This is a genomic window from Streptomyces nitrosporeus (assembly GCF_008704555.1).
Taxonomy (GTDB): domain Bacteria; phylum Actinomycetota; class Actinomycetes; order Streptomycetales; family Streptomycetaceae; genus Streptomyces; species Streptomyces nitrosporeus.
In genome coordinates this window covers 2566522-2591441 of sequence record NZ_CP023702.1, presented here as the reverse complement: position 1 = coordinate 2591441, position 24920 = coordinate 2566522, and the positions used below count along the sequence as shown (strand labels likewise).

The window sequence follows — 24920 nt, the reverse complement described above, 5'->3', positions numbered from 1 at the left end:
AACGGGCGAGGTGGCTATGGTAGGGGCTCCACTGGACACCACCAGAGCCGATAGGGGAGGTGCGGCTGCGCCTGTGGATCGGGGCGGAGTGCTGCGGCGCTTTCTCAGGTCGGCGGGTGAGCCGAAATCCGTGACCGACACCGCTGACCGTTCTTCCGACGTTTCCGCACCGACCGCGACCTTCGCCTCAGATGCGGATTCCCAGGCGTGGACCCCACCCTCATGGGAAGAGATCGTCAGCACGCACAGCGGTCGCGTGTACCGCCTCGCCTACCGGCTGACGGGTAACCAGCACGACGCCGAGGACCTGACGCAGGAAGTCTTCGTCCGGGTCTTCCGGTCGCTGTCGACGTACACGCCCGGCACCTTCGAGGGCTGGCTGCACCGGATCACGACCAATCTCTTCCTGGACATGGTCCGCCGCAAGCAGCGGATCCGCTTCGACTCGCTCGGCGACGACGCCGCCGAACGGCTCCCGAGCCGGGAGCCGTCCCCGCAGCAGGTCTTCAACGACACGCACTTCGACGCGGACGTCCAGCAGGCGCTGGACACCCTCGCGCCCGAATTCCGCGCCGCGGTCGTGCTCTGCGACATCGAGGGCCTTTCGTACGAGGAGATCGCCGCCACGCTCGGCGTGAAGCTGGGCACCGTCCGCAGCCGTATCCACCGCGGGCGCTCGCACCTGCGCAAGGCGCTGCGGCACCGTTCGCCCGAGGCCCGTGCCGAGCAGCGCTCCCTGGCGGACGCGGTGCTGACAGGGGAGGTCGGAACGGCGTGAGTCCCACCGGCCCGACCCCCGCGGAGCAGCACCTGGGGGACCGCCTCGCCGCGCTCGTCGACGGCGAGCTCAAACACGACGCGCGTGAACGGGTCCTGGCCCACCTGGCGACCTGTTCCCGCTGCAAGGCCGAGGCCGACGCCCAGCGCCGCCTCAAGAGCGCCTTCGCCGCCTCCACCCCTCCGCCGCCCTCCGAGGGCTTCCTCGCCCGCCTCCAGGGCCTTCCCGCGGGGTCCGGCGGCGGAGGCGGCGGGCCGGACGGGCCCTTCGGCGGCGCCGGCCGGTTCGGGGAGGACGTCTTCCCGGTGACACGGCACCCCCGGGGGCGCTCGGGGAGCGCCCCCGGCGGCTTCGGCTACCTCCCCACGGCACACGGTTCCACCGCGGTGCTGCCCGGCGGTCCTGTCCGTGCGGGGTTCCCCGTGCACGGGGCGGGCCGTGAGGCGGACCGTTCCTCCTTGCGTGCCCGGCGCTTCGCGTTCGCCGCGGCCGGGGCCGTGTCCCTGGCGGCCATCGCGCTCGGCGGCACCCTGCCGCTGGAGTACGCCCCCGAGACACCGCTCAGAGCGGAGGGGGCGGGCACCACCGCCACCCCGCTCGACGAGCAGACGCGCACGGGCGGCGGGAGCTCCGCGGCCAGCCGCAGCGGCGGCGGCGCGCTGGCCGTCGGCGACCGGTCCGGCCGGAGCCCGGCCCCCGTCCCCCCGGTGTCCGCGCCCCCCGGCCCGGTCCTGGTGACGGCGCCCTCCCCCCCTGCTGGTCACCGCGCCGCTCCTCGGGCACGGGCAGGTCCTCGGGCACGGGCAGGCGTTTCCGGCGCTGAACGTGACCGTGCCGCCGCTGATAAGCCCGACCGACGCGGGACCGCTGTTCTCGTCCCCGCCCGGCCGTGCGGCCGATCCGCGGTCGGTACCGCCTTCCGCGACCGCCTCCGCGTCACCACCGTCGGCCGACCGGGCGATACCGCTCTCACCGTTGCGCTGAAGCGGCCTCTGCGCACGGGTCGGCAAACCTGGTTGAATTCCGGGAGGAACGCCTCCGCGGAGGCACGCAGAGGCCAGGGGCGGGGAGAGCATGGACGACGGGAAGCCCAGCGGGCCCAGGACGAAGTGGTGGAACCGCCCCTCCACGGGGCGCGCCCACCCCGCCGGGCCGGAAGACGCGGTGCCCGCGCCGGGCAGCACGGCCGGCACGGGGCAGGCCCCCGCGGCCGGCCCCGCCGAGAGCCCCGCGCCCCCGGCCACGGGCCAGGCGGAGCCCGGGATGGACCCCGCCGCCGAGGCCGACGAGTCGTTCCGGCTCGCACCGCCGGCCCCCGGACCCGGCCCCCGCGCCGAGCCGGTGGCAGACCCGTCCGAGCCGGCCCGCGCCGAGCCGCCCGCGCCCGCCGCCCCGCCCGGCCCTCCGCCCGCCGGTGTCCCGCAGGCCGGGCCTCCCGTACCGTCCGCGCCCGCCGAGGCCGCAGTGGCGGCGGGGGAGCCCGCGCCCCGGCCGCGGCCGCTGCACCCGGCCGACGAGTACAGCACCCCGCCCTACGGCGAACCGGGGCCCTGGGCCCCCGCGCCGCCCGTCCAGCGGCCGGTGCCGACCCCCGCCCACGGCACCCCCGTACCCCCGCCCTACGCGGGCCCGCACGGCCCGGGGGCTCCCCCGCACGCCCCGCCGGCCGAGGAGTACCCGCCCCCGGGCGCGGGCTTCGCACCGCCCTCCGCGGCGCACACACTGCCGCACCAGCAGGCCGGGTCCTCCGGTACCGCCCAGCAGCCCGCTCCCTTCGGCCAGCCCGACCAGCCCGCTCCCTTCGGCCAGCCCGGCCCGGCACAGCACCAGCCCCGGGCCGCCGCGCACCCGCAGCAGACCGGCCAGTGGCTCCGCTACGACCCCTGGGGAGCCCCCCGGCCGCCCCACCAGCCCCTGAGCGCCCCGGACTCCGCCACCGCGGGGCAGCCGCGCAGGAGCCGCCGGGGAGCGCTCCTGGCGGGCGCGGTGCTGCTCGCCCTGGTCGCCGGAGGCATCGGGGGCGGGGTCGGCGCGTACGTCGAGCGCAACGGCGGCCTCACCACCGTCGAACTGCCCCAGGCGGGCCGGGACAGCGGGGGCCGGGCGCCGGACAGCGTCGCCGGGATCGCCTCGCGCGCCCTGCCCAGCGTGGTGACCCTGCACGTCAGCGGTGCCGCGGAGTCGGGGACCGGCACGGGCTTCGTGCTCGACGCCAAGGGCCACATCCTCACCAACAACCATGTCGTCGCCCCGGCGGGAACCTCCGGCGACATCACGGTCACCTTCAGCGGAGGTGAGACCGCGTCGGCCGAGATCGTCGGCCAGGACAGCGGTTACGACCTGGCGGTGGTCAAGGTCACCGGCGTGTCGGGGCTCGCGCCCCTGCCGCTCGGCAACTCCGACAACGTCCAGGTCGGTGATCCGGTGGTGGCCATCGGTGCGCCCTTCGACCTGTCCAACACGGTCACCTCCGGCATCATCAGCGCCAAGCAGCGGCCGATCACCGCGGGCGGCGAGAAGGGCGACGGCAGTGACGTCAGTTACGTCGACGCCCTGCAGACCGACGCCCCGATCAACCCGGGCAACTCCGGCGGGCCCCTCGTCGACACCGAGGCCAGGGTCATCGGCATCAACAGCGCCATCCGCGCGGCCGGCACCGGGTCCGGCTCCGACAGCGGCCAGTCCGGCTCCATAGGCCTGGGCTTCGCGATACCCATCAACCAGGCGAAACGGGTCGCCGAGGAGCTGATCAACACGGGGAAGGCCACCCACCCCGTGATCGGTGTCACGCTGGACATGCAGTTCACCGGGGACGGCGCCAGGGTCGGCGGCAAGGCCGCCGACGGCGGACCCGCGGTGACGGAGGGCGGCCCGGCGGACAGGGCCGGGATCCGGACGGGTGACGTCATCACCGAGGTGCAGGGCCAGCGGGTGCACAGCGGCGAGGAACTGATCATCAAGATTCGCGCCCACCGGCCGGGGGACCGGCTGGACCTCCGGCTGATCCGCGGAGGCAAGGACCTGTCCATGACGTTGACACTCGGTTCGGCGAGCGGCACCTGACGGCCATCGGCAGGTACCGCACGGACAGCTTCCCCGGGTACCGTGGAGCGGTCCGGGCCACGGCACCCCGGGGCGGAACCGCGAAGAACCCGCAGAGAACACGAGGAGCAACAAGGTGTTCGACGACATAGGCGCACTCGAACTGCTGACGCTCGTGGTTCTCGCCGTGCTCGTCTTCGGCCCCGAGAAGCTGCCGAAGGTCATCCAGGACGTCACGCGGACCATCCGCAAGATCCGTGAGTTCTCGGACAGCGCCAAGGAGGACATCCGGTCGGAGCTCGGGCCGCAGTTCAAGGACTTCGAGTTCGAGGACCTCAACCCCAAGACGTATCTCCGCAAGCAGCTCGCGGAGGGCAACGACGACCTGGGGCTGAAGGAGATCCGCGAGAGCTTCGACCTGCGCAAGGAGATGGCCGAGGTCACCGACGCGGTGAACGGCCGGGAGAGCGCGCCCGCCGCGCCCGCCGCCGCGGCGGCCGGCGCCGCCACGCCCGACCTCCTGAAGAAGCCCGCCGCACCCGCGAAGGACGAACGCCCGCCCTTCGACGCGGACGCCACCTGAGCGGACACCGGGCGCGGGGTCACGGACCGAGGTCCGCGGCGGACACCGGGACCGGCCCGGAAGGGGCCGCGCACCGGCTTCCCGCTCACCGGCGGACCGGGCCGGACACCGCCCGGACGGCCGTCATTCCCGGCTCGCCACGACCGTATGGCTATTCTCTCCATCTGTCCGGTTGCGAGGTTGCCCACACCCGAGGGGGAGGGCCGCTCCGGAGCAGTGACAGATCGAGGAGGCGGCCGGGCAGATGGAGACGACGAGTCGGGCAGAGGCGGACGGTGCCCCCGGTACCGATCCCGCGGAGGGCGGGCCGGCGGCCCGGCGTACCGTCGACGGCTATCTCAAGGCGCCGTTCCCCTGGTACGGCCTGGACGACGCGTTCACCGGTGAACGCTGGCTGATGCAGGTCACCGCCGACGCGGAGGGCGTGGTCCAGCACGGCTGCACCGGCCACGGCGAGGAACCCGTCCTGCGCTTCGGTGAGAACGCGGAGAAGGCCCGCTTCGCGGTGGTGGTCACGGTCGGCGCGGGCCCGCTGCGCCACAGCGGCGACGGCACCGGGGTGCTGGAGGCCGTCACCGCGTCCTCGGCGGCGCTGCTGGCGGGCTCCGGTCTGCTCACCCGCACCTGGCCCGCGCAGATGGACCACGTCCTGCGGAGCGAGTGGCTGAGCCAGCAGACCGAGACCGCTTTCGCGCTCGCCGACGAACTGGGCCAGGCCCCCTGGTCGTCGCTGTCGCTCCCGGTGGACGGCGTACCGGTGGACTTCCACTACCGCGAGTCCGAGTTCGGCTGGGTCCTCGCGGGCTCGGCGCCCGACGGTGTCCACATCGGCGCGTACGGACGCGGGCTGAGCGCCTACGGCCTGGGCTTCGCGGTGATCGGCGACATCAGGACGTACGAGAACTGAGCCGGGTACGCCGACGGGCCGGCCCCCGTGCGAGGGCCGGCCCGTCCGCGTACGCCCGACGGCGCGTCAGAACTTGTTGCGCGGGGTCAGCCCCAGCGACATGCCGGACAGGCCGCGCTGACGGCCCCCCAGCTTCTGCGCCACGGACCGCAGCGCCGCACCGGCCGGGGAGTCCGGGTCGGACAGCACGACGGGCTTGCCCTCGTCGCCGCCCTCCCGGAGCCGTACGTCGATCGGGATGGAGCCCAGGACCGGCACCTCGGCGCCGACCGTCTTCGTCAGGCCGTCCGCGACCCGCTGACCGCCGCCGGAGCCGAACACGTCGACCGTCTCGTCGCAGTGCGGACAGGGCATGCCCGACATGTTCTCGACGACACCGACGATCTTCTGGTGCGTCTGCACGGCGATCGAGCCGGCCCGCTCGGCCACCTCGGCCGCCGCCTGCTGCGGGGTCGTGACGACCAGGATCTCGGCGTTCGGCACGAGCTGGGCCACGGAGATCGCGATGTCGCCGGTGCCCGGCGGCAGGTCGAGCAGCAGCACGTCCAGGTCGCCCCAGTACACATCGGCGAGGAACTGCTGGAGCGCGCGGTGCAGCATCGGGCCGCGCCAGACCACCGGGGCGTTGCCCGGGGTGAACATGCCGATGGAGATCACCTTCACGCCGTGCGAGGACGGCGGCATGATCATGTTCTCGACCTGGGTGGGCTTGCCGTCCGCGCCGAGCATCCGGGGCACGCTGTGGCCGTAGATGTCCGCGTCCACCACGCCGACCTTGAGACCGTCGGCCGCCATCGCCGCGGCGAGGTTCACCGTCACCGAGGACTTGCCGACGCCGCCCTTGCCGGACGCGACCGCGTAGACCCGGGTCAGCGAACCGGGCTTGGCGAACGGGACCTCCCGCTCCGCCGTACCGCCGCGCAGCGAGGCGGCGAGCTCCTTGCGCTGCTCGTCGCTCATCACGTCGAGCGTGACCTCGACCCGCGACACGCCCTCGACACGGGCCACCGCTTCGGTGACGTTCCGGGTGATCGTCTCCCGCATCGGACAGCCGGAGACCGTGAGGTACACGGTGACAGCGACCACACCGTCAGGATCGATATCGACGGATTTCACCATGCCCAGCTCGGTGATCGGTCGGTGGATCTCCGGGTCGTTCACTGTCGCCAGTGCTTCGCGCACCGCGTCTTCCGTAGCCATAGGGACGATGGTACGGCGCCGGGTGCTACGCGCGGGTAGCGCCTCAGCGGTCGGCTTCGTCACTCTCGGCGGAGGAGATGATCCGGCGCTCCTCCATGTCCTTCACCAGGGCTTCCAGCTCCGAGCGGATCCAGTCCCGGGTGGCGACCTCACCGAGGCCCATCCTGAGCGAGGCGATCTCCCGCGTGAGGTACTCGGTGTCAGCGATCGAGCGCTCGTTCTGCTTGCGGTCCTGTTCGTGCGTGACCCGGTCGCGGTCGTCCTGCCGGTTCTGCGCGAGGAGGATCAGCGGGGCGGCGTAGGAGGCCTGGAGGGACAGCGCCAGGGTGAGGAAGATGAACGGGTACTCGTCGAAGCGCAGGTGCTCGGGCGCGACGATGTTCCACACCACCCACAGGATGATCGTCAGCGTCATCCAGACGATGAACCGCCCGGTCCCCAGGAACCGCGCGATGCGCTCCGAGAACCGCCCGAACGCCTCCGGGTCGTACTCCGGCAGCAGACGGCGCCGGGGGGCCTTCGGCTGGTCGAGCCGCGACCGGGGCGGACGGACGATGCCCGACGCGCCCGACGGACCGCTCTTCACGCGGTCACGGTCCTCAGCGGCCACCGCCGACCGCCTCCCCGCTGTCGAAGTCGGTCTCCCGCCAGTCCTCGGGCAGCAGGTGGTCCAGGACGTCGTCGACGGTCACCGCGCCCAGCAGGGACATGCTCTCGTCCACCACCGGCACCGACACCAGGTTGTACGCGGCCAGATAGCTCGTCACCTCGGAGAGCGGGGTGTCCGGCGCGAGCGGCACGAGGTCGCTGTCCACGAGCGAGCTGACCAGGGTGAACGGCGGGTCGCGCAGCAGCCGCTGGAAGTGCACGGTGCCCAGGTACTTGCCGGTCGGGGTCTCGTCCGGGGAGCGGCACACGTAGACCTGGGCGGCCAGCGCGGGGGAGAGGTCCTGCTGCCGCACCCGGGCCAGCGCGTCCGCGACCGTCGCGTCGGGCCGCAGGATGATCGGCTCGGTCGTCATCAGCCCACCCGCGGTCCGCTCCTCGTACGACAGCAGCCGGCGTACGTCGGCCGCGTCCCCCGGCCGCATCAGGGTCAGCAGGCGCTCCTTGTCGGCTTCCGGCAGTTCGGAGAGCAGGTCGGCCGCGTCGTCCGGGTCCATCGCCTCCAGCACGTCCGCGGCGCGGTTCTCCTCCAGCTTGCCGATGATCTCCACCTGGTCGTCGCCGGGGAGCTCCTCCAGCACGTCCGCGAGCCGGTCGTCGTCCAGCGCCGCCGCGACCTCCGCCCGGCGCTTCGGCGTCAGGTGGTGCAGGGCGTTGGCGACGTCGGTGGGGCGCAGCCGCTCGAAGGTGGCGACCAGGCTCTCGGCGCCCTGCCCGTGCTGCTCCAGCGAGAGGCCGCTGATCGCCGGCCACTCCACGGTCAGGGTCTCGCCCTTGCGGCGCAGCGCCCCGCCCCGCCCCTTGCGCACGAAGAACTTGTCGATCTCCCAGTCACGGCGGGCCGGCAGCTGCTGGATGGCCACGTCCAGGACCGTGACCTCCTCGTCCGTCTCCACCAGGCGCACCCGCCGGTCAAGGAACTCGCCGAGGACGAGTCGCTCGGTCGGGCGCTGCTCGAAGCGCCGCATGTTGACCACACCGGTGGTGATGACCTGGCCGGACTCGACGCCCGTCACCCGGGTCATCGGGAGGAAGATCCGGCGCCGGCTCACCACCTCGACCACCATGCCGAGGAGCCGGGGAGGCTTCCCGCCGACCCGCAGCATCGCCACCAGGTCCCGGACCCGGCCGACCTGGTCGCCGTTGGGGTCGAACACGGGGACGCCGGCCAGGTGCGAGACGAAGACCCGGGGCACACCAGCCGCCATCTCCGGGCCTCCCTCCGTCCGCCGTGTCCGTCTTCCGCCGTGATCAGGCTAGCCCGTACCGGTCCGGGCCGCTCCGGCGGACCGGCCGTCCGGAGCGGCTCCGGACGGGACACGGGGCACGGGTACGCTGCGGTCTGCCACCCAGACACAGATGAGAGGCAGTGCGCCGTGACCCCCTTGGCCCCCGCCGTCCGGGCCCGCCGCCGGACCGCGCTCACCGTGGTGCTCTGCGCGGGACTGACCGCCGCGCTGACGGCCTGCGCGGGCGAGGACCCGGACGCGGGGACCAACGGGGTCGGGAAGCTGACGGCGGCACAGATCGAGACGAGGACACGGGCCGCGGCCGACGCGGCCGGAGCGGTGCGGCTGACCGGGAAACTCGTCAGCAAAGGCGGTACGTACTCCCTGAACATGCAGCTCAGCGCCGACGGCGGTACCGGCTCGGTCACCTCCAGGGAGAACACCTTCGCCCTGCTCCGGATCGGCGACGAGCTGTACCTCAAGGCCGACGCCGGCTTCTGGAAGGACGGGAGCGACGACGGGAGCGCCCAGGCCGCCGGCAAGCTGGGGGGCAAGTACGTGAAGGTCCCCGAGGACGATCCGACCTACCGGCAACTGCGCGGCTTCACGGAGAAGAAGACCCTCCTCGACGGTGTGCTGACCCTGCACGGAAAGGTCGGCAAGGGCGACCGCGGCTCGGTCGGAGGGGTGCGTACCGTGCAGATCACGGGGGGAGAAGGTGAGGGCGGCACGCTCGACGTCTCCCTGAAGGGCACCCCCTACCCCCTGCGGGTCGCCCGGGGCGGTGGCGGCGGGTCGGTCACCCTCGCCGACTGGGGCCACGCCTTCGAACTGGAGGCACCGGCCGAGGACGAGACGGTCGACTACGGCGGCGAACTCCCCAAGTCCTCGGGCTGAGGGCCGAGAGCTGAGGGCAGGGGGCCCGGCCGGACTCAGCTCCTCCCGCGGCGCTTCAGCAGCAGCCGGGGGAGGGCGGCGGGCACGGGCCGCCTGGTGGTCGCCCCGGTCGGCAGGGGCACCGCGGCCAGGGAGGTCCGCGGCAGCTCGGGCAGGGGCTCGCCGGGCGTCAGCCGTACCACCCGGCACTCCCGCGCCCAGCGCTCGGCCAACCGCTCGGCGTCCGGTGCGTTCAGCCGCTTGCCCTTGAGCTCGCCGACCGCCGCCTCCCACTCCGCGGAGCGCGGTTCGAGGACGGTGACCGCCGCCGTCCAGGCGACGATCCGGCCGCCCTTGTCCTTGCTGCGCACGGTCACCTCCGCGGTACCGCCCGCGTCGAGCCCCGCGGGCAGCGGCTGTTCACCGGGGCCGTCCCCGACCAGCACGGCCGCACCCTCGTGCCAGACGTGCCACAACGCCCGGGCGGGGCCGGAGCCGCGCACCCAGACCAGCCCCGACTTCTTGGTGGCCTCCTCGATCAGGGCCCGGCCCAGCAGCGTGTCAGCAGCAGTCATGCCCGCACTCTATGGGACGGGGCACCGGAGCCCCGGACCCTCTTTCCGCCGGGGGCTCCTACAGCCAGCCGTTGCGCTTGAGGGAGCGGTGGATGGAGAAACAGACCACGGCGATGACACCCAGGACCATCGGATAGCCGTAGGTCCAGCGCAGTTCGGGCATGTGGTCGAAGTTCATGCCGTAGACCCCGCAGATCATCGTGGGTACGGCGATGATCGCGGCCCAGGACGTGATCTTGCGCATGTCCTCGTTCTGGGCGACCGTCGCCTGCGCCAGATTGGCCTGGAGGATCGAGTTCAGCAGCTCGTCGAAGCCGATGACCTCCTCGTGCACCCGGGCCAGGTGGTCGGCGACGTCGCGGAAATACTTCTGGATGTCGGGGTCGATCAGCCTCATCGGCCGCTCACTGAGCAGCTGCATCGGGCGCAGCAGCGGTGAGACGGCCCGCTTGAACTCCAGCACCTCACGCTTGAGCTGGTAGATCCGGCCGGCGTCCGACCCGCGGCGGCCGCCCTTCGCCGGGGTGGAGAAGACGTCGATCTCCACCTCGTCGATGTCGTCCTGCACCGAGCCGGCCACCGCGATGTACCCGTCGACCACATGGTCCGCGATGGCGTGCAGCACGGCCGAGGGCCCTTTGGCGAGCAGCTCCGGATCGTCCTGCATCCGGTGGCGCAGCCCGCGCAGCGACCCCTGGCCGCCGTGCCGGACCGTGATGACGAAGTCCCGGCCGGTGAAGCACATCACCTCACCGGTCTCCACCACCTCGCTGGTGGCGGTGAGTTCGGCGTGCTCGACGTAGTGGATGGTCTTGAAGACCGTGAAGAGCGTCTCGTCGTACCGCTCCAGCTTCGGCCGCTGGTGGGCGTGGACGGCGTCCTCGACGGCGAGCGGGTGGAGGCCGAACTCGCGGGCGATACCGGCGAATTCCTCCTCGGTCGGCTCGTGCAGGCCGATCCAGGCGAAACCGCCCTCCTCCCGGACCCGCAGCATCGCCTCGTGCGGCGTCAGGCAGGCGGCCTCGGTGACCCGGCGCCCGTCCCGGTAGACAGCGCAGTCCACCACGGCGCTGGAGGCGGAGGGATCGCGGGTGGTGTCGTAGCCGCTGTACGGGGTGCTGCTCTTGCGCAGGGACGGGCGCACCGCGGCGCGCAGGTCACGGATCATCGACATGGCTGGCTCCTCTTCACGGAGAGCCGTCGGCGGGGCGTGGAACAGCCCGGAACGAGGACGTGGACCCACGTCCGCAAAGCGGGCGGCACCGCGCACGGCGCGATGACGGCGTTCGCTACAGACAGGCAGAAGCGGAAACGAGGGGCTCTTCCGGTGCGCGAACGGCCGTGGGCAGGTCCGACGGGAGCGTCAGACGGCGGAGAGGAGGCCTCGCACGGAAGGGCGGCTGGTACTGCACGGTCGACTTGGATCCACCGCAGCCCCACCTCCTCCGGCCGGTCCCCCGTGGGGGATCACGTGTTGTCAGGACCGAAAGCCGCTTCTGCGCGCTGTCCCGACCGACGCCCCAGGCTATCAGCCGCCCATGGGCCAATCCCTTACTTTGCCCGTCGCAGACCCGTTCTATGCTCGCCGCATGGGAGAAATTCTTGAGCTGGTCGAGGCCCGGCTCCGCAGCGCCCTGGGCGAGCCGGACGCGCGGGCCGGGGTGACGTTCATCGGCACCGACCGCATCGAGGTGCTCCGCTTCGCCGACGGCGACGTGGTGCGCTACGTCACGCTCGGGATGTCCGGGCAGCCCATGGCCGACCCCACCTCCCCGCTGGCCGACCCGGTGAAGGGGCCCCGCGCCGAACTGGTCCTGTCCGTGCGGGCGGGACGCGCCGACACCGACCAGGTGCTGCGGCCCCTGGCCGTACTCGCCGCCTCGCCCCAGGTCGAGGGCCTGGTCGTCGCGCCGGGGGCCTCCCTCGACCTGGGACAGCCGCTCTGGCCCGGCGCGCCGTTCAGCTCCGTCCTGGTCGCCGAACCCGGCGGCCTCGTGGAGGACCTGGAGCTGGACGGGCCGATGGACCCGGTGCGCTTCCTGCCCCTGCTGCCGATGACGCACAACGAGGCCGCGTGGAAGCGCGTCCGGGGCGCCCAGGAACTCCAGGAGCGCTGGCTCGCGCGGGGCACCGACCTGCGCGACCCGCTGCGCGGCTCCGTACCGCTGGACTGACCGCCCGGGGTCCGCCGCGCTGCGGACGGGTGATCGTCCTTGACGCGGCGGCGGCCGGAGAGGACCGTGGGGCGTTATGAGGGGCGAACCCAGTTGCCCGAAGTGCGGAGGCCGGGTCAGGGCGCCCGGTCTCTTCACCGATTCCTGGCAGTGTGCCGCGCACGGCCCGGTCCACCCCATGCAGCCGGTGATCCCGCCGAGCGTGGAGTCGCTGGGCGTCGTGGTGCACCGCTCCAGGGTGCCGGTGTGGATGCCCTGGCCGCTCCCGGTGGGCTGGCTGCTCACCGGTGCGGCGTACGCGGGCGACGACCGCAGCGGCGGCCGTGCCACCGCCGTCGCCTGTTCCGGCCCCGGCCCGCTCGGCGGTATGGGCGAGCTGGTGCTGGTCGCCGAGGAACTCGGCGTCGGGCTCGGGGCGCGGTACGCCGGCCTCGACGGGCCCGACCCCGGTACCGGCCTGGACGTCGCCGGGGCGCCCGACGCCAAGGTGCTGGCCGCCGGGCGGCCCACCCCGCTGTGGCACGTCAAGGACGCCCCGGGCGACCGTGCGGTCTTCGCCGGCGAGGCGCGCGGACTGTGGCTCTGGGCGATCCTCTGGCCCGAGCAGTCCGGACTCCTGATGTACGACGAGCTGGTGCTGACCGATCTGCGGGACGCGGGCGCCGAGGTGGACCTCGTGCCCTGTGGGGCCCTCACCCCCCGGCTGCTCTCCCGGCCCTGAGCGGTCCGCCCGGGGCGGGCGCGGGGAGGGCGCCGGGACGCGGCGGCACCGGCCCGGACACGAGGGGCGGCCCCGGGCGCGGGTGTGGAAGGCCGGACAGGCCCGGCCCCCGGGCGCGGGTATAGGAGCCGGACAGGCCCGGCCCCGGGCGCGGGTGTGACCGGACAGGCCCGGCCGGGGGCCCCGGGCCCGGAAAGCGCCGGTTATCCTTTTGAGCGTCCCTGCCCGTCCACCAGCACCGGAGTCCGCGTCGTGCGCATCGATCTGCACACCCACTCCACCGCGTCGGACGGCACGGACACCCCCGCCCGGCTGGTGGCGAACGCCGCCGCTGCGGGCCTCGACGTCGTCGCCCTCACCGACCACGACACCGTGGGCGGCCACGCGGAGGCGGTGGCGGCGCTGCCCGAGGGGCTGACCCTGGTCACCGGCGCCGAGCTGTCCTGCCGCGTCGACGGCATCGGCGTGCACATGCTGGCGTACCTCTTCGACCCCGCCGAGCCCGAACTGGCGCGGGAACGCGAACTGGTGCGGGACGACCGGGTGCCGCGCGCCAAGGCGATGGTGCGCAAGCTCCAGGAGCTCGGGGTCCCCGTCACCTGGGAGCAGGTCGCCCGGATCGCCGGGGACGGCTCGGTCGGCCGTCCGCACGTCGCCACCGCGCTGGTCGAGCTCGGGGTGGTCGGCTCGGTCTCCGACGCCTTCGCCCCGGCCTGGCTCGGCGACGGGGGCCGCGCCTACGCCGGGAAGCACGAACTCGACCCGTTCGACGCCGTCCGCCTGGTCAAGGCCGCGGGCGGAGTCACCGTCTTCGCCCACCCGATGGCCGTGAAGCGCGGCCGGGTGGTGCCCGAAGCCGTGATCGCGGGTCTGGCCGAGGCCGGCCTCGACGGCATCGAGGTCGACCACATGGACCACGACGAGCCGGCCCGGGCCCGCCTGCGCGCGCTCGCCGCCGAGCTGGACCTGCTGCCCACCGGTTCCAGCGACTACCACGGCACCCGTAAGACCGTCCGCCTCGGGGAGTACACCACCGACCCCGAGATCTACGGCGAGATCACCCGGCGCGCCACGGGAGCCTTCCCCGTGCCGGGCGCCGGTGGAGCCCTCCAGGCGTAACGCGCCCTCCGCGCGCTCCGGCCGCCGCCCCCCGGGTCCCGTGCGCTCCCGTGCGCCCGGCTCCCCGTCACCGCTCCTGTCTTCCGTACCCCCGCGCGCCCGTCCGGTGCCGCGGGCGCCCCCTGTTTCGGCCCGCTCTTCTCTCGCAAGGCTCACTGTGTTCGACGTCGCTGTCTTCGGATCCCTCTTTCTCACCCTTTTTGTGATTATGGATCCGCCCGGAATCACCCCGATCTTCCTGGCCCTCACCGCGGGCCGCCCCGCCAAGGTGCAGCGCCGGATGGCCGCCCAGGCGGTCGCCGTGGCCTTCGGAGTCATCGCCGTCTTCGGCGTGCTCGGCCAGCAGATCCTCGACTACCTCCACGTCTCGGTCCCCGCCCTGATGATCGCGGGCGGGCTCCTCCTGCTGCTGATCGCGCTGGACCTGCTCACCGGGAAGACGGACGAGCCCACGCAGACCAAGGACGTCAACGTGGCCCTCGTACCGCTGGGGATGCCGCTGCTCGCAGGCCCCGGCGCGATCGTCTCGGTGATCCTCGCCGTGCAGGACGCCGACGGCGTGGGCGGCCAGATATCGGTCTGGTCGGCGATCGTCGCCATGCACCTGGTGCTCTGGCTCGCGATGCGTTACTCGCTGCTGATCATCCGGGTCATCAAGGACGGCGGAGTGGTCCTGGTGACCCGGCTCGCCGGCATGATGCTCTCCGCCATCGCGGTGCAGCAGATCATCAACGGGGTCACCCAGGTCGTCCAGAACGCCTGACCGGGACAGCACCGCGCCCCCGCACGGACGTCTTCCGTACGGGGGCGCATCTGCGTCGGCTCGGCCGCGCCGTGCGGCCCAAGGCGTTACGAAACCGGCGTGTCGGCCGGACGGATCAGAATGCGCTGGCCGATGGAGGCGGCCTGCTGCACGATCCGGTTGACGGAGGCGGCGTCCACGACGGTGCTGTCCACGGCGGTACCGTCGACGTCGTCCAGGCGCGTGATCTCGAAGCGCATAAGGCTTCCCTTCGTCTGATCCTCCTGATGGAGAACTACTGGATGGACGGGTCTGCCGTCCGAGAGGATGGGAGCACACGACGCTCGCGTCCCGCGCTCCACAAAGGGTCCAACGACTTGCAGCCTGCAAACATTCCCTATGCTAAGGAAAATTTTTGGATGCCTAAGTACCCGTCGGTAACGAGCCGTACGCAGCCGATGAGGCCGGCATGAACGGGAGGGACCCGCAGCCGGACGGCGGGCCCGGCCTCCGCGAACAGCTGGACCGCACCAACGAGCTGCTCCAGCGGGTGCTCGCCGAGGTCTCGAAGACCCCTTCCACCCACGCGATCTTCGTGGACGCGGGCTATGTCTACGCCGCCGCCGGACTCCTCGTCACCGGCACCGAGGACCGCCGCTCCTTCGACCTCGACGCGGAAGGGCTGATCGAGGCGTTCATCGACAAGGCCCGCACCATCTTCGCGGACAGCAGACTGCTCCGCGTCTACTGGTACGACGGCGCCCGGCGCCGCATCCACACCACCGAGCAGCAGGCCATCGCCGAACTGCCCGACGTCAAGGTCAGACTGGGCAACCTCAACGCCAACAACCAGCAGAAGGGCGTCGACTCACTCATCCGCTCCGACCTCGAATCGCTCGCCCGGCACCGGGCCGTCAGCGACGCGGCCCTCGTCGGCGGCGACGAGGACCTGGTGTCGGCCGTGGAGGCGGCCCAGGGGTACGGCGCCCGCGTCCACCTCTGGGGCATCGAGGCGGGGGAGGGCCGCAACCAGGCCGAGCCGCTGCTCTGGGAGGTCGACAGCCAGCGCACCTTCGACCTCGACTTCTGCCGGCCGTACGTGACCCGGCGCCCCGTCACGATGTACGAGGAGGACAGCCCGGCCCCCGCACGCGAGGACGTGCGCTTCGTCGGTGCGCAGATCGCCGCCGGCTGGCTCGCCACCCGCGGCCGGGACGCCCTCGCCGACCTGCTGCCCGGCCGCCCCTACCTCCCCGGCTCCGTCGACCAGGACCTGCTCGTCGAGGCCGAGCGGCTGCTCCAGCGCTCCCTCCGCGGGCACGCCCACCTCCGGCGCGCGCTGCGCGACGGCTTCTGGCAGCACCTCCAGGCGCAGTACTGACCCGGCAGGCCCCGGCGGACCGCCGGACCGGCCCGAACCCGGTCCGGACCGGCAGACGGGCCGCCCCCCGGACGGGATCCGGCTCGGATCAGAGGTCGTCCCAGAACGAGACGAGCGCCGCCGCCGTCTCGGCCGGCCGCGCCGTGTTCGGGGAGTGCTCGGCGCCCTCGATCACGGTGCGGCGGGCGCCCAGCCGGCGTGCCATCGAGTCCAGCAGCGGCACGGGCCAGACATCGTCGGTCCCGCCCGAGACCACATGGACCGGCAACGCCAGCGCGGCGAGCTCGTCGACCCGGTCCGGTTCCGCCGACAGCTGCGCCCCCGTGGCGAGCAGCTGCGCCGGATCGTGGCGCAGCCAGCGGCGGCGCATGTCCTCACCGCCGTCGGCGTCGGCGTCCTCGGGAGGATCCAGGGCGCGCATCGCCCGCCACACCTGCTCCATGGTCAGGGTGGCCAGCACCTCGCCGAGCAGCCGGACCTTCTCCTGCTGCGCCGGGGAGATCTCGGCGGGTCCCGACGACATCAGCGTCAGCGACCGGAACGGCGAGGCGTCGGCCAGCACCGCGGCCCGGGCGATCTGGCCGCCGAGGGAGTGCCCGACCAGGTGGACACCGCCGGGAGCGTCGAGCGCGGCGGCCTGCGCCTGCACGTCGGCAGCCAACTCCTTCTGGGCGTAATCCTCCTGACGGCCCGTCCCCTCGGTCTCGTACTGTCCTCGGCCGTCCGCCGACACCACCCGGAACCCGGCCCCGGCCAGCGGTTCGAGCATCGCGATGAAGTCCTCCTTGCTACCGGTGTAACCGGGCAGCAGCAGCGCGGTGGCACGCGGCGGGGTACGCGGTGCGGCGTCCAGTACGGCGAAGTCCCCGCGCCCGGTGCGCAGGACGCGGGCACGGGCGCAGGGCGGCGGGGTGAAGGTCGGAGGCCGGCTCATGGGGCGAGGTTATCGCCGTCCCGGCGACCGGTGCCCGCCCCGCCCCGCCCCGCCGGGAGCCGGCCCGGCGGCCCCCGGCGCGGGCACCGGCGGGGGAGCTCCCGCGGGCCTTCGCGCCACGGCCGGACATGCCGGAGGGGCGCCCGGACACGCCGAGGGCCCCGGGCCCGCGAGATGCGGGACCCGGGGCCCTCGGCCCGGCCTGACGTGCCGGAATCAGGCCTCGGCCGACTCCGTGGCGGCGGCCGTCGTACGGCTGCGGCGGCGGCGCGGCTTCGCGGGGGCCGCGTCCTCACCCGCCACGGCCTCGGCCACCGGGGCGTCCTCCGTCTTCACGGCGGCACGGGCCCGGCGACGGCGGGGCTTGGTCTCCGCCGCCGCGTCCGCCGGTTCCACCGGGGACTCGGCGACGGGTGCCGCCGGGGCCACGGCCTCGGTCTTCGGCTTCGCGGCGGCGCGGGGGCGGCGACGCGGCCGGGACTCACCCGCCGGCTCCGAGACCGGGGCGATCTGGAAGTCCACCTCGTCGGCGACCGGCTTCACGACGCGCGGACGGCGGCGCGGCCGGGTGGTCACGGGCTCCGCCGCGGCCATCGCCACGGTCTGGAAGTCGACCACGGGCGCGACGGCCGCGGCCACCACCGGCTCGGCCTCGGGAGCGGCGCCAGGTGTACGGCGCTTGCGCGGCTTGGTCCCGGCGGCCGGCTCCGCCTCGGCCACGGATGCGTCCGGGGCCTCGGCCACCGCCGCCTCCGCGGCACGTGTACGACGCCTGCGCGGCTTGGTCCCGGCGGCCGGTTCCGCCTCGGCCACGGCCGGAGCCCCGGCGGGAGCCTCGGCCACGGCCGGCGCGTCGACGACGGCCACCGCGGCCTCGACGGCACCCTCGGCCACGCCGACACGGGTACGGCGCCGGCGGCGCGGGGTCCGCGGCTGGGCGGGCTCGTCGGCACCGGCCTCCGGGGACGGCGCCGGCACGGTGGCGACGGCGGCGTCCGCCGTCGCCTCGGCCCCGCCCCGGGTGCGGCGGCGCTGACGCGGCGTGCGCGGCGCCCGCTCCGTACGCGGTGCGGGGGCTGCGGCGGACGACTTGCGGCCGCGGCCTCCCGTCTCACCGAGATCCTCGATCTCCTCCGCGCCCAGACCCGCCCGGGTCCGCTCGGCCCGCGGCAGCACACCCTTGGTGCCCGCCGGGATGCCGAGGTCCTCGTAGAGATGGGCAGAGGTGGAGTACGTCTCGGCGGGGTCCGGGAAGCTCAGGCCCAGCGCCTTGTTGATCAGCTGCCAGCGCGGGATGTCGTCCCAGTCCACCAGCGTGATCGCGGTGCCCTTGGCGCCCGCGCGGCCCGTGCGGCCGATGCGGTGCAGATAGGTCTTCTCGTCCTCGGGCGACTGGTAGTTGATGACATGTGTCACACCCTCGACGTCGATGCCGCGGGCGGCGACGTCGGTGCACACGAGGACGTCCACCTTGCCGTTGCGGAAGGCGCGCAGCGCCTGCTCGCGGGCGCCCTGGCCGAGGTCGCCGTGGACCGCGCCGGACGCGAAACCGCGCCGCTCCAGCTGTTCGGCGATGTCGGCGGCCGTCCGCTTCGTACGGCAGAAGATCATCGCGAGCCCGCGGCTCTCCGCCTGGAGGATGCGGGAGACCATCTCGGGCTTGTCCATCGAGTGCGCGCGGTAGACGAACTGCGTCGTGTTCTTGACCGTCGTGCCCTCGTCGTCGGGCGACGTGGCGTTGATGTGCGTCGGCTGCGACATGTAGCGGCGCGCCAGCGAGATGACCGCACCGGGCATGGTCGCCGAGAACAGCATGGTCTGCCGCTTCGCCGGAAGCATGGTGATGATGCGCTCGACGTCGGGCAGGAAGCCGAGGTCCAGCATCTCGTCGGCCTCGTCGAGGACGAGGACGCGGATGTGCGACAGGTCCAGCTTGCGCTGGCCCGCCAGGTCGAGCAGCCGTCCGGGCGTGCCGACGACGACGTCGACGCCCTTCTTGAGGGCCTCCACCTGCGGCTCGTACGCCCGGCCGCCGTAGATCGCGAGCACGCGGACGTCACGGACCTTGCCGGCGGTGAGCAGGTCGTTGGTGACCTGCTGGCACAGCTCGCGGGTGGGGACGACGATCAGCGCCTGCGGCGCCTCCGTCAGCTCTTCGGGGGCCGCCCGGCCCGCCTCGGCGTCGGCGGGGACGGTCACACGCTCCAGAAGCGGCAGGCCGAAGCCCAGCGTCTTCCCGGTGCCGGTCTTGGCCTGCCCGATGACGTCGGAGCCGGAGAGCGCGACGGGGAGCGTCATCTCCTGGATGGGGAAGGGGGAAGTGATGCCGACCGCCTCAAGGGCTTCGGCCGTCTCGGTGAGGATTCCGAGGTCGCGGAACGTAGTCAGGGTGCTGCCTCTTCTGTGAGACGCGGCCCGAGGCGAACGCGGGGGTCCAACCGTGCCTGGGTTGGTCATCCGGCCCTGGGAGGGCCGGGTGGCGCGGGACCACTGCCGTCGCTCGAGCGCTCGTGCCGCTGAGGGGGCCCCTCATCTGCGGTCGTACGTGGTGTACGACCCGCGTGGAGGGCTGTCGGGTCGGAGCCGATCGGGCCACCGACCGGGCATCCTCATTCAAGGTCGCGCTTCTGGCACAAGAAAAATGCTCAGTAAGCGCAATACCACTGTACCCCGGATTCGCGCATGTGTGTTGGGCGAATTCATGGGAACGGTGTGATGTCTTCGATCGGCCGGGCCCGTCCGCCCTGTGGCGAGCGGGCTATTCTGCGCTCCATGGAGACGCCTGACAACGCCACGGAAGCAACCGACGGAGCACCCGTACCCACCGGGATCGCCGCCCGGGACTGGGCCACGGCCTCCGCCGACCCCCAGTACCGCGCCGCGGTGGTGGACCTGCTCGGCGCGCTCGCCTACGGGGAGCTGGCGGCCTTCGAGCGGCTCGCCGAGGACGCCAAGCTGGCGCCGACGCTCGGTGACAAGGCGGCCCTGGCCAGGATGGCGTCCGCCGAGTTCCACCACTTCGAGCAGCTCACCGACCGGCTCACCGCGATCGACGAGGAGCCGACCGCGGCCATGGACCCCTTCGCCAGGGCCCTGGACGACTTCCACCGGCAGACCGCCCCCTCGGACTGGCTGGAGGGCCTGGTCAAGGCGTACGTCGGCGACTCGATCGCCAGTGACTTCTACCGGGAGATCGCGGCCCGCCTCGACTCCGACACCCGCTCCCTGGTCCTCGCGGTGCTCGACGACACCGGGCACGGCAACTTCGCGGTCGAGAAGGTGCGCGCGGCCATCGAGGCGGAGCCCCGGGTCGGCGGAAGGCTCGCCCTGTGGGCGCGCCGGCTGATGGGGGAGGCGCTCTCCCAGGCGCAGCGGGTGGTCGCCGACCGCGACGCCCTGTCGATGATGCTGGTGGGCGGTGTGGCGGACGGTTTCGACCTCGCCGAGGTCGGCCGGATGTTCTCCAGGATCACCGAGGCGCACACCAAGCGGATGGCCGCGCTCGGTCTCGCCGCCTGAGGGACCGGACCATCACCGCGCGGGCGCCGGCCGCACCGGACGGCGCCCGCGCGGACGGATCAGGAGCGACACCGCCACCGCCGCCACCGGCACCGCGCCGGCGTATGTCGCCAGGACGTGCACGGAACCCAGCGTCGAGTGGGTGAGGAACGCCCCGAACAGGGCACCGAGCGCTCCGGCGAGGAGGACCGGGCCGGCGGACGGGAGCCTGCCCGGCATCACCCGCAGCGCCACCCAGGCCAGGGCGAGTCCGAGCACGACGGAGCTGATGGATTCCCAGAGCACAGGCGGTCACCTCGCTTGAGTACGCGGCAGGAGGATCGGTCCTAGGCGGTACTACCCGGCACCCGCGGAACGCAACCCTCCCCGGCGACCGGCGACCGGCGACCGGCGACCGGCGACCGGCGACCGGCGGCGGACACGCGGCCCGGCGCCCCGGAAGGGCCGGGGGAACGAGGAGGGGCCCGGCGGATCCGTCCGCCGGGCCCCTCCTCGTCCGCCGTCTACAGCGCGCCGAACCCCACACGCCGGGTCGCGGGCTCGCCGATCTCCACGTACGCGATCCGGTCGGCCGGCACCAGGACCTTGCGGCCCTTGTCGTCCGTGAGGCTGAGCAGCGGCGCCTTGCCGGTGAGCGCCTCGCCGACCGCACTCTCGACCTCTTCGGCGGAAAGTCCGCTCTCCAGAACGATCTCCCGGGGCGTGTGCTGCACCCCGATCTTGACCTCCACGGCTATGTCCCTCCGACGGTCCGTCTGTGCGCGGTGAACCGCGCCGTACCCAGCCCACATTAGCCCGGTGAAGGGACCGGTCAGAGCCCGACCGGCAACGCCCGCAGCGAACAGCCGCCCCTTCCCGGAGCCCCGGACGGGAAGGACGTCCGGCCCGCGGCGCCCGGCGCACGCCCCCGCCGCGTCGCCGGGTGCCCTCAGAGCTGCTCGGTGCCGTGCAGCGGGAATCCCGCGATGCCCCGCCAGGCCAGCGAGGTCAGCAACTGCACCGCCGAGTCCCGGGGGATGGCCGACCGGCTGGAGAGCCAGTAGCGGGCGACCACCTGCGAGACGCCGCCGAGACCGACCGCGAGCAGCATCGACTCGTCCTTGGACAGCCCGGTGTCACCCGCGATCACGTCGGAGATGGCCTCCGCGCACTGCAGGGACACCCGGTCGACGCGCTCGCGCACCGCGGGCTCGTTGGTCAGGTCGGACTCGAAGACGAGCCGGAAGGCACCGCCCTCGTCCTCCACGTACGCGAAATAGGCGTCCATCGTCGCCTCGACGCGCAGCTTGTTGTCGGTGGTCGAGGCCAGCGCCGTACGCACCGCCTGGAGCAGTGACTCGCAGTGCTGGTCGAGCAGGGCGAGATAGAGCTCCAGCTTGCCGGGGAAGTGCTGGTAGAGCACCGGCTTGCTGACGCCCGCCCGCTCGGCGATGTCGTCCATCGCGGCGGCGTGGTAACCCTGCGCGACGAAGACTTCCTGCGCGGCGCCCAGCAGCTGATTGCGCCTGGCTCGGCGGGGGAGCCGGGTTCCCCGTGGGCGCGCTGCCTCGGTCTGCTCGATGGCTGTCACGCCGCCTCCCAAATTCGTGATCGGACACAGCCGTTCTGTGCATGCTGCGCCGTGCGGACATCGTACTTTTCGGTAACCCGGGTGTGTGCGGCGCGGACGCAGAATTTCACGGACCGGACGGCTGCGGTAGCCGTCGTTCCGCCGGGCGGTACGACAAAGCGGAATGTACTACCGGTAATCGTCCTCGTCGTGCCGGACGACGCGCCGCTGGTCCGCCGCGTCCGCCTCGTTCATCCTGGTCCGGTCGATCTCCGTGAGGGGTTCGTCGGGCTCCTCCTGCCGGAGGTCGGTTTCCTGCTCCGCCGCGTCGGCCTCGGATGCCTCGCGGGTCGGCTCGGCGGGTTGCTCGTTGGATCCGGCGTCCTCGAAGGTCCGCGGATCGGTGGGGTCGACCGTCATGGAGCACTCCCTTCCTCCCTTGCAGCGTAGGAGCAACCCTCCCGCGATGCGATGCGTCCTGTGACCGCGAACACATGAACCGGCGCGTGATCGTCTCGTAACATTGCCGCATGTCTTCGACCGAGCTGCCCGGGATCCGCGCCGCCGCTGCTGCCGCCGCCCCGCCGGCCGGCGCCGCCGGAACCACGGCGGGTGAGGAGACGCGCTCCGTCGAGCTGCCCGGCCTCACGCTGGGTGTCCGCTCGCGCCCCGCGCCGGACCCGGGGGCGCCCCCCGCGCTCTACGTGCACGGACTGGGCGGCTCCTCGCAGAACTGGTCGGCGCTCATGCCCCTGCTGGCCGACGCGGTCGACGGGGAGGCGGTGGACCTGCCCGGCTTCGGGGACTCCCCGCCGCCGGACGACGGCGACTACTCGGTCACCGGCCACGCCAGGGCGGTGATCCGGCTGCTCGACGCGGGCGGACGCGGGCCCGTCCACCTGTTCGGCAACTCACTGGGCGGCTCCGTTGCCACCCGGGTCGCCGCGGTCCGGCCCGATCTGGTGCGCACCCTGACGCTGGTCTCGCCCGCCCTGCCCGAGATCCGGGTGCAGCGGCCCGCCGTACCGACAGGACTCCTCGCACTCCCGGGCGTCGCTTCCCTGTTCGCCAGGCTCACCCGTGAGTGGACCGCGGAGCAGCGCACCCGCGGTGTCATGGCACTCTGTTACGGCGATCCGGCACGCGTCTCCGACGAGGCCTTCCGCCATGCGGTGGCCGAGATGGAGCGACGACTGGAGCTGCCGTACTTCTGGGACGCCATGGCGCGCTCGGCCCGGGGCATCGTCGACGCCTACACCCTGGGCGGACAGCACGGGCTGTGGCGCCAGGCCGAGCGGGTGCTGGCGCCGACCCTTCTGGTGTACGGCGGCAGGGACCAGCTCGTCTCGTACCGGATGGCGCGCAGGGCGTCCGCGGCCTTTCGGGACTCGCGGCTGCTGACACTGCCCGACGCCGGGCATGTGGCGATGATGGAGTACCCGGAGGCGGTCGCCCAGGCGTTCCGGGAACTGCTGGACGAATGCGGCGGGAGCTGATCCGGGGCGTGGGACGACACAGCCGCAAGGGCCCTGAGACCAAGGGGCGCGGGACCGCCGCCGACGGCACGGCGGACACCGGCAGGGCCGGCCCCGGCACCGGACGGCGCAGGCGCGACCTGGCCGCCCCTGCCGCCGGTGACGGGCACACCCCCTTCCGGGACGCCCCGCAGGTGCGCGGCGGACACCCCGAGCAGCGTGAGCCGGGCGGTGGCTGGGGCACCGGTCCGCAGCCCCGCCACGACGGCGGTCCGGAGGACCGGAGCCAGGAGGCGTACGCCCGGCAGGCGGTGATCCGTCAGCTGACCGCGCAGCAGGCCGCGCAGCGTGCGGCCGCCGGACGTGCGCAGACGGCTGGTCCGTCCTCCGGCGCCCCCCTGATACCGGGCCCCCGCAAGGAGTTCGTCGAGGCCTTCGGCGCCGAGCCGGCGCCGCCCGCCCGGAGCGACGACGGCGGTCCCCGCTCCGGGCCCGACGGCACCGGCGGCGCCCGCGGCGGAGAAGCCGGCCGGGACGCCGGCGGCGGACACGGGGGCGGTGAACCCGCCGACGGCTCCGCCCGGGAGGGGAGGGGCGGCTGGGGCCGCACGCTCACCGGGGTCGCGGCGGCGGCCGTCACCACGGTGCTGGCGGTGGTGGTCGCCGGGCAGGTCGCCCAGGACTCCGGCCAGGTGGCCGCATCACAGGCCGCGGACGCCGGCCGGGACGGATCCGGCGACGTCTCCCGCGACGACCGCTCCGACCCGAAGCCGCAGAAGGCGCAGACGAAGTCCCTCTCGTACGAGGAGAAGATGGCCGCGGCCTATCCTCTGGCGGCGGATATGAAGGCATCGGGGGAGTTCGAGGCGGTGCCCGGGACGGCGAAGGCGCCGGGCAGGGGCCAGAAGCACCGGTACCGCATCGATGTCGAGAAGGGGCTCGGCCTCGACGCGGAGCTCTTCGCCCAGGCCGTGCAGCGGACCCTGAACGACGACCGGAGCTGGGCGCACGGCGGCGCCATGACCTTCGAGCGCATCTCCTCCGGCACGCCCGACTTCGTGATCACGCTGGCCAGTCCGGGGACCACCGCGGACTGGTGCGAGAAGTCCGGCCTGGACACCACCGAGGACAACGTCTCCTGCGACTCCGCGGCCACCGACCGCGTGATGATCAACGCCTACCGGTGGGCGCAGGGCGCGGCGACCTTCGGTCCGGACCAGCTCCTGGCCTACCGGCAGATGCTGATCAACCACGAGGTCGGCCACCGGCTGGGCCACAACCACGAGAGCTGCCGTACGCCCGGCGCCCTCGCGCCCGTGATGCAGCAGCAGACCAAGACCCTGGAGCTCGAAGGCGTCAAGTGCCGGGCCAACCCGTGGGTGTATCCCGGCAGCTGACGTCCCGGTGCGGTCCGCCGATGTCCCGGTGCGGTCCGCCGGAAAGAAGGCCA

The 24920-nt window shown here is 73.3% G+C and carries 25 protein-coding genes and 1 pseudogene; 14 read left to right on the top strand and 12 right to left on the bottom strand.

Annotated features, from left to right (window positions below):
* Nucleotides 1-16 precede the first annotated feature (16 nt).
* The 5 genes and pseudogenes from sigE to CP967_RS11205 all read left to right on the top strand — a co-directional run bounded on the left by sigE (nucleotide 17) and on the right by CP967_RS11205 (nucleotide 5310).
* Nucleotides 17-778 (top strand): RNA polymerase sigma factor SigE, encoded by a 762-nt coding sequence (gene sigE / locus CP967_RS11225; protein WP_190174965.1) that lies wholly within the window; start codon nucleotides 17-19, stop codon nucleotides 776-778.
* Nucleotides 775-1762: pseudogene (locus tag CP967_RS11220) on the top strand (anti-sigma factor family protein). Before sigE ends, CP967_RS11220 begins: the two are co-directional and overlap by 4 nt.
* Nucleotides 1763-1852: 90 nt before the next feature.
* A complete protein-coding gene (locus CP967_RS11215; protein ID WP_150487848.1) occupies nucleotides 1853-3841 on the top strand; it encodes a S1C family serine protease in 1989 nt (662 codons plus the stop codon).
* Nucleotides 3842-3956: 115 nt separating this feature from the next.
* Complete coding sequence (locus tag CP967_RS11210) at nucleotides 3957-4403, top strand: sec-independent translocase (protein WP_150487847.1); 447 nt, start codon at nucleotides 3957-3959, stop codon at nucleotides 4401-4403.
* 244 nt (nucleotides 4404-4647) lie between these two features.
* A complete protein-coding gene (locus tag CP967_RS11205) occupies nucleotides 4648-5310 on the top strand; it encodes a hypothetical protein (RefSeq protein WP_150487846.1) in 663 nt (220 codons plus the stop codon).
* 66 nt (nucleotides 5311-5376) lie between these two features.
* Here the strand turns inward: CP967_RS11205 and CP967_RS11200 are convergent, their stop codons facing one another.
* Genes CP967_RS11200 through CP967_RS11190 form a run of 3 tightly spaced genes read right to left on the bottom strand, consistent with a single transcriptional unit; the run spans nucleotide 5377 to nucleotide 8384 of the window.
* Nucleotides 5377-6510: an Mrp/NBP35 family ATP-binding protein gene (locus tag CP967_RS11200; protein ID WP_150487845.1), complete on the bottom strand. Its 1134-nt coding sequence runs from the start codon at nucleotides 6508-6510 to the stop codon at nucleotides 5377-5379.
* Between the two features lie 43 nt (nucleotides 6511-6553).
* A complete protein-coding gene (locus CP967_RS11195; RefSeq protein ID WP_150487844.1) occupies nucleotides 6554-7120 on the bottom strand; it encodes a DUF1003 domain-containing protein in 567 nt (188 codons plus the stop codon).
* The gene (locus tag CP967_RS11190; protein WP_150487843.1) at nucleotides 7110-8384 is read right to left on the bottom strand and encodes a magnesium transporter MgtE N-terminal domain-containing protein; all 1275 of its coding nucleotides are present in this window, start codon (nucleotides 8382-8384) and stop codon (nucleotides 7110-7112) included. The genes CP967_RS11195 and CP967_RS11190 overlap by 11 nt, the downstream gene beginning before the upstream one ends.
* 168 nt (nucleotides 8385-8552) lie before the next feature.
* On the opposite strand from CP967_RS11190, the gene CP967_RS11185 reads away from it, so the two are divergent.
* Nucleotides 8553-9302, top strand: a complete 750-nt coding sequence (locus tag CP967_RS11185) for a hypothetical protein (protein WP_150487842.1) — start codon at nucleotides 8553-8555, stop codon at nucleotides 9300-9302.
* A 35-nt stretch (nucleotides 9303-9337) separates the two neighbouring features.
* Here the strand turns inward: CP967_RS11185 and CP967_RS11180 are convergent, their stop codons facing one another.
* Complete coding sequence (locus CP967_RS11180; protein WP_150487841.1) at nucleotides 9338-9856, bottom strand: hypothetical protein; 519 nt, start codon at nucleotides 9854-9856, stop codon at nucleotides 9338-9340.
* A gap of 58 nt (nucleotides 9857-9914) precedes the next feature.
* A complete protein-coding gene (locus CP967_RS11175) occupies nucleotides 9915-11030 on the bottom strand; it encodes a magnesium and cobalt transport protein CorA (protein ID WP_150487840.1) in 1116 nt (371 codons plus the stop codon).
* Between the two features lie 415 nt (nucleotides 11031-11445).
* On the opposite strand from CP967_RS11175, the gene CP967_RS11165 reads away from it, so the two are divergent.
* From CP967_RS11165 to CP967_RS11150, 4 genes are all read left to right on the top strand, one after another.
* Nucleotides 11446-12030, top strand: coding sequence for a suppressor of fused domain protein (locus CP967_RS11165; protein ID WP_150487839.1), 585 nt, complete (start codon nucleotides 11446-11448; stop codon nucleotides 12028-12030).
* A 76-nt stretch (nucleotides 12031-12106) separates the two neighbouring features.
* Nucleotides 12107-12751: a DUF6758 family protein gene (locus CP967_RS11160; RefSeq protein WP_150487838.1), complete on the top strand. Its 645-nt coding sequence runs from the start codon at nucleotides 12107-12109 to the stop codon at nucleotides 12749-12751.
* Nucleotides 12752-13003: 252 nt separating this feature from the next.
* Nucleotides 13004-13870 carry a PHP domain-containing protein gene (locus CP967_RS11155; RefSeq protein ID WP_150487837.1) on the top strand — a complete coding sequence of 289 codons (867 nt, stop codon included), beginning with the start codon at nucleotides 13004-13006 and terminating at the stop codon, nucleotides 13868-13870.
* 157 nt (nucleotides 13871-14027) lie between these two features.
* Nucleotides 14028-14633: a MarC family protein gene (locus CP967_RS11150; RefSeq protein WP_150487836.1), complete on the top strand. Its 606-nt coding sequence runs from the start codon at nucleotides 14028-14030 to the stop codon at nucleotides 14631-14633.
* A gap of 86 nt (nucleotides 14634-14719) precedes the next feature.
* Here CP967_RS11150 and CP967_RS33945 read toward each other — a convergent pair whose 3' ends face one another.
* Complete coding sequence (locus tag CP967_RS33945; RefSeq protein ID WP_167535367.1) at nucleotides 14720-14872, bottom strand: hypothetical protein; 153 nt, start codon at nucleotides 14870-14872, stop codon at nucleotides 14720-14722.
* 209 nt (nucleotides 14873-15081) lie between these two features.
* Here CP967_RS33945 and CP967_RS11145 point away from each other — a divergent pair, with 209 nt between their 5' ends.
* The gene (locus CP967_RS11145) at nucleotides 15082-15993 is read left to right on the top strand and encodes an NYN domain-containing protein (RefSeq protein WP_150487835.1); all 912 of its coding nucleotides are present in this window, start codon (nucleotides 15082-15084) and stop codon (nucleotides 15991-15993) included.
* Nucleotides 15994-16081: 88 nt separating this feature from the next.
* Here CP967_RS11145 and CP967_RS11140 read toward each other — a convergent pair whose 3' ends face one another.
* Both CP967_RS11140 and CP967_RS11135 read right to left on the bottom strand, forming a co-directional pair.
* Nucleotides 16082-16927: an alpha/beta fold hydrolase gene (locus CP967_RS11140; protein ID WP_150487834.1), complete on the bottom strand. Its 846-nt coding sequence runs from the start codon at nucleotides 16925-16927 to the stop codon at nucleotides 16082-16084.
* 216 nt (nucleotides 16928-17143) lie between these two features.
* Nucleotides 17144-19225 carry a DEAD/DEAH box helicase gene (locus CP967_RS11135; protein WP_229888179.1) on the bottom strand — a complete coding sequence of 694 codons (2082 nt, stop codon included), beginning with the start codon at nucleotides 19223-19225 and terminating at the stop codon, nucleotides 17144-17146.
* Between the two features lie 474 nt (nucleotides 19226-19699).
* On the opposite strand from CP967_RS11135, the gene CP967_RS11130 reads away from it, so the two are divergent.
* Nucleotides 19700-20446 carry a ferritin-like fold-containing protein gene (locus CP967_RS11130; protein WP_150487832.1) on the top strand — a complete coding sequence of 249 codons (747 nt, stop codon included), beginning with the start codon at nucleotides 19700-19702 and terminating at the stop codon, nucleotides 20444-20446.
* Nucleotides 20447-20458: 12 nt separating this feature from the next.
* Here the strand turns inward: CP967_RS11130 and CP967_RS11125 are convergent, their stop codons facing one another.
* The 4 genes from CP967_RS11125 to CP967_RS11105 all read right to left on the bottom strand — a co-directional run bounded on the left by CP967_RS11125 (nucleotide 20459) and on the right by CP967_RS11105 (nucleotide 22415).
* A complete protein-coding gene (locus CP967_RS11125) occupies nucleotides 20459-20731 on the bottom strand; it encodes a hypothetical protein (RefSeq protein WP_150487831.1) in 273 nt (90 codons plus the stop codon).
* Nucleotides 20732-20949: 218 nt separating this feature from the next.
* A complete protein-coding gene (locus CP967_RS11120) occupies nucleotides 20950-21177 on the bottom strand; it encodes a DUF3107 domain-containing protein (protein WP_190174968.1) in 228 nt (75 codons plus the stop codon).
* Nucleotides 21178-21374: 197 nt separating this feature from the next.
* Nucleotides 21375-22016, bottom strand: a complete 642-nt coding sequence (locus CP967_RS11115; RefSeq protein ID WP_150487829.1) for a TetR/AcrR family transcriptional regulator — start codon at nucleotides 22014-22016, stop codon at nucleotides 21375-21377.
* Nucleotides 22017-22184: 168 nt separating this feature from the next.
* Entirely contained in the window at nucleotides 22185-22415 is a 231-nt protein-coding gene (locus CP967_RS11105) for a hypothetical protein (protein WP_150487828.1), read from the bottom strand.
* A gap of 110 nt (nucleotides 22416-22525) precedes the next feature.
* On the opposite strand from CP967_RS11105, the gene CP967_RS11100 reads away from it, so the two are divergent.
* Both CP967_RS11100 and CP967_RS11095 read left to right on the top strand, forming a co-directional pair.
* Nucleotides 22526-23491, top strand: coding sequence for an alpha/beta fold hydrolase (locus CP967_RS11100; protein ID WP_150487827.1), 966 nt, complete (start codon nucleotides 22526-22528; stop codon nucleotides 23489-23491).
* An 8-nt stretch (nucleotides 23492-23499) separates the two neighbouring features.
* A complete protein-coding gene (locus CP967_RS11095; protein ID WP_373300313.1) occupies nucleotides 23500-24867 on the top strand; it encodes a DUF3152 domain-containing protein in 1368 nt (455 codons plus the stop codon).
* The last annotated feature ends 53 nt before the right edge of the window (nucleotides 24868-24920 follow it).

What these genes read in the sequence shown, in the direction of transcription:
- CP967_RS11180 (WP_150487841.1), bottom strand. Translation starts at nt 9,856, where the DNA reads ATGACTGCTGCTGACACGCTGCTGGGCCGGGCCCTGATCGAGGAGGCC.
- CP967_RS11205 (WP_150487846.1), top strand. Translation starts at nt 4,648, where the DNA reads ATGGAGACGACGAGTCGGGCAGAGGCGGACGGTGCCCCCGGTACCGAT.
- CP967_RS11190 (WP_150487843.1), bottom strand. Translation starts at nt 8,384, where the DNA reads ATGGCGGCTGGTGTGCCCCGGGTCTTCGTCTCGCACCTGGCCGGCGTC.
- CP967_RS11145 (WP_150487835.1), top strand. Translation starts at nt 15,082, where the DNA reads ATGAACGGGAGGGACCCGCAGCCGGACGGCGGGCCCGGCCTCCGCGAA.
- CP967_RS11215 (WP_150487848.1), top strand. Translation starts at nt 1,853, where the DNA reads ATGGACGACGGGAAGCCCAGCGGGCCCAGGACGAAGTGGTGGAACCGC.
- CP967_RS11100 (WP_150487827.1), top strand. Translation starts at nt 22,526, where the DNA reads ATGTCTTCGACCGAGCTGCCCGGGATCCGCGCCGCCGCTGCTGCCGCC.
- CP967_RS11160 (WP_150487838.1), top strand. Translation starts at nt 12,107, where the DNA reads ATGAGGGGCGAACCCAGTTGCCCGAAGTGCGGAGGCCGGGTCAGGGCG.
- sigE (WP_190174965.1), top strand. Translation starts at nt 17, where the DNA reads ATGGTAGGGGCTCCACTGGACACCACCAGAGCCGATAGGGGAGGTGCG.
- CP967_RS11105 (WP_150487828.1), bottom strand. Translation starts at nt 22,415, where the DNA reads ATGACGGTCGACCCCACCGATCCGCGGACCTTCGAGGACGCCGGATCC.
- CP967_RS11200 (WP_150487845.1), bottom strand. Translation starts at nt 6,510, where the DNA reads ATGGCTACGGAAGACGCGGTGCGCGAAGCACTGGCGACAGTGAACGAC.
- CP967_RS11175 (WP_150487840.1), bottom strand. Translation starts at nt 11,030, where the DNA reads ATGTCGATGATCCGTGACCTGCGCGCCGCGGTGCGCCCGTCCCTGCGC.
- CP967_RS11135 (WP_229888179.1), bottom strand. Translation starts at nt 19,225, where the DNA reads ATGACGCTCCCCGTCGCGCTCTCCGGCTCCGACGTCATCGGGCAGGCC.
- CP967_RS11130 (WP_150487832.1), top strand. Translation starts at nt 19,700, where the DNA reads ATGGAGACGCCTGACAACGCCACGGAAGCAACCGACGGAGCACCCGTA.
- CP967_RS11140 (WP_150487834.1), bottom strand. Translation starts at nt 16,927, where the DNA reads ATGAGCCGGCCTCCGACCTTCACCCCGCCGCCCTGCGCCCGTGCCCGC.
- CP967_RS33945 (WP_167535367.1), bottom strand. Translation starts at nt 14,872, where the DNA reads ATGCGCTTCGAGATCACGCGCCTGGACGACGTCGACGGTACCGCCGTG.
- CP967_RS11165 (WP_150487839.1), top strand. Translation starts at nt 11,446, where the DNA reads ATGGGAGAAATTCTTGAGCTGGTCGAGGCCCGGCTCCGCAGCGCCCTG.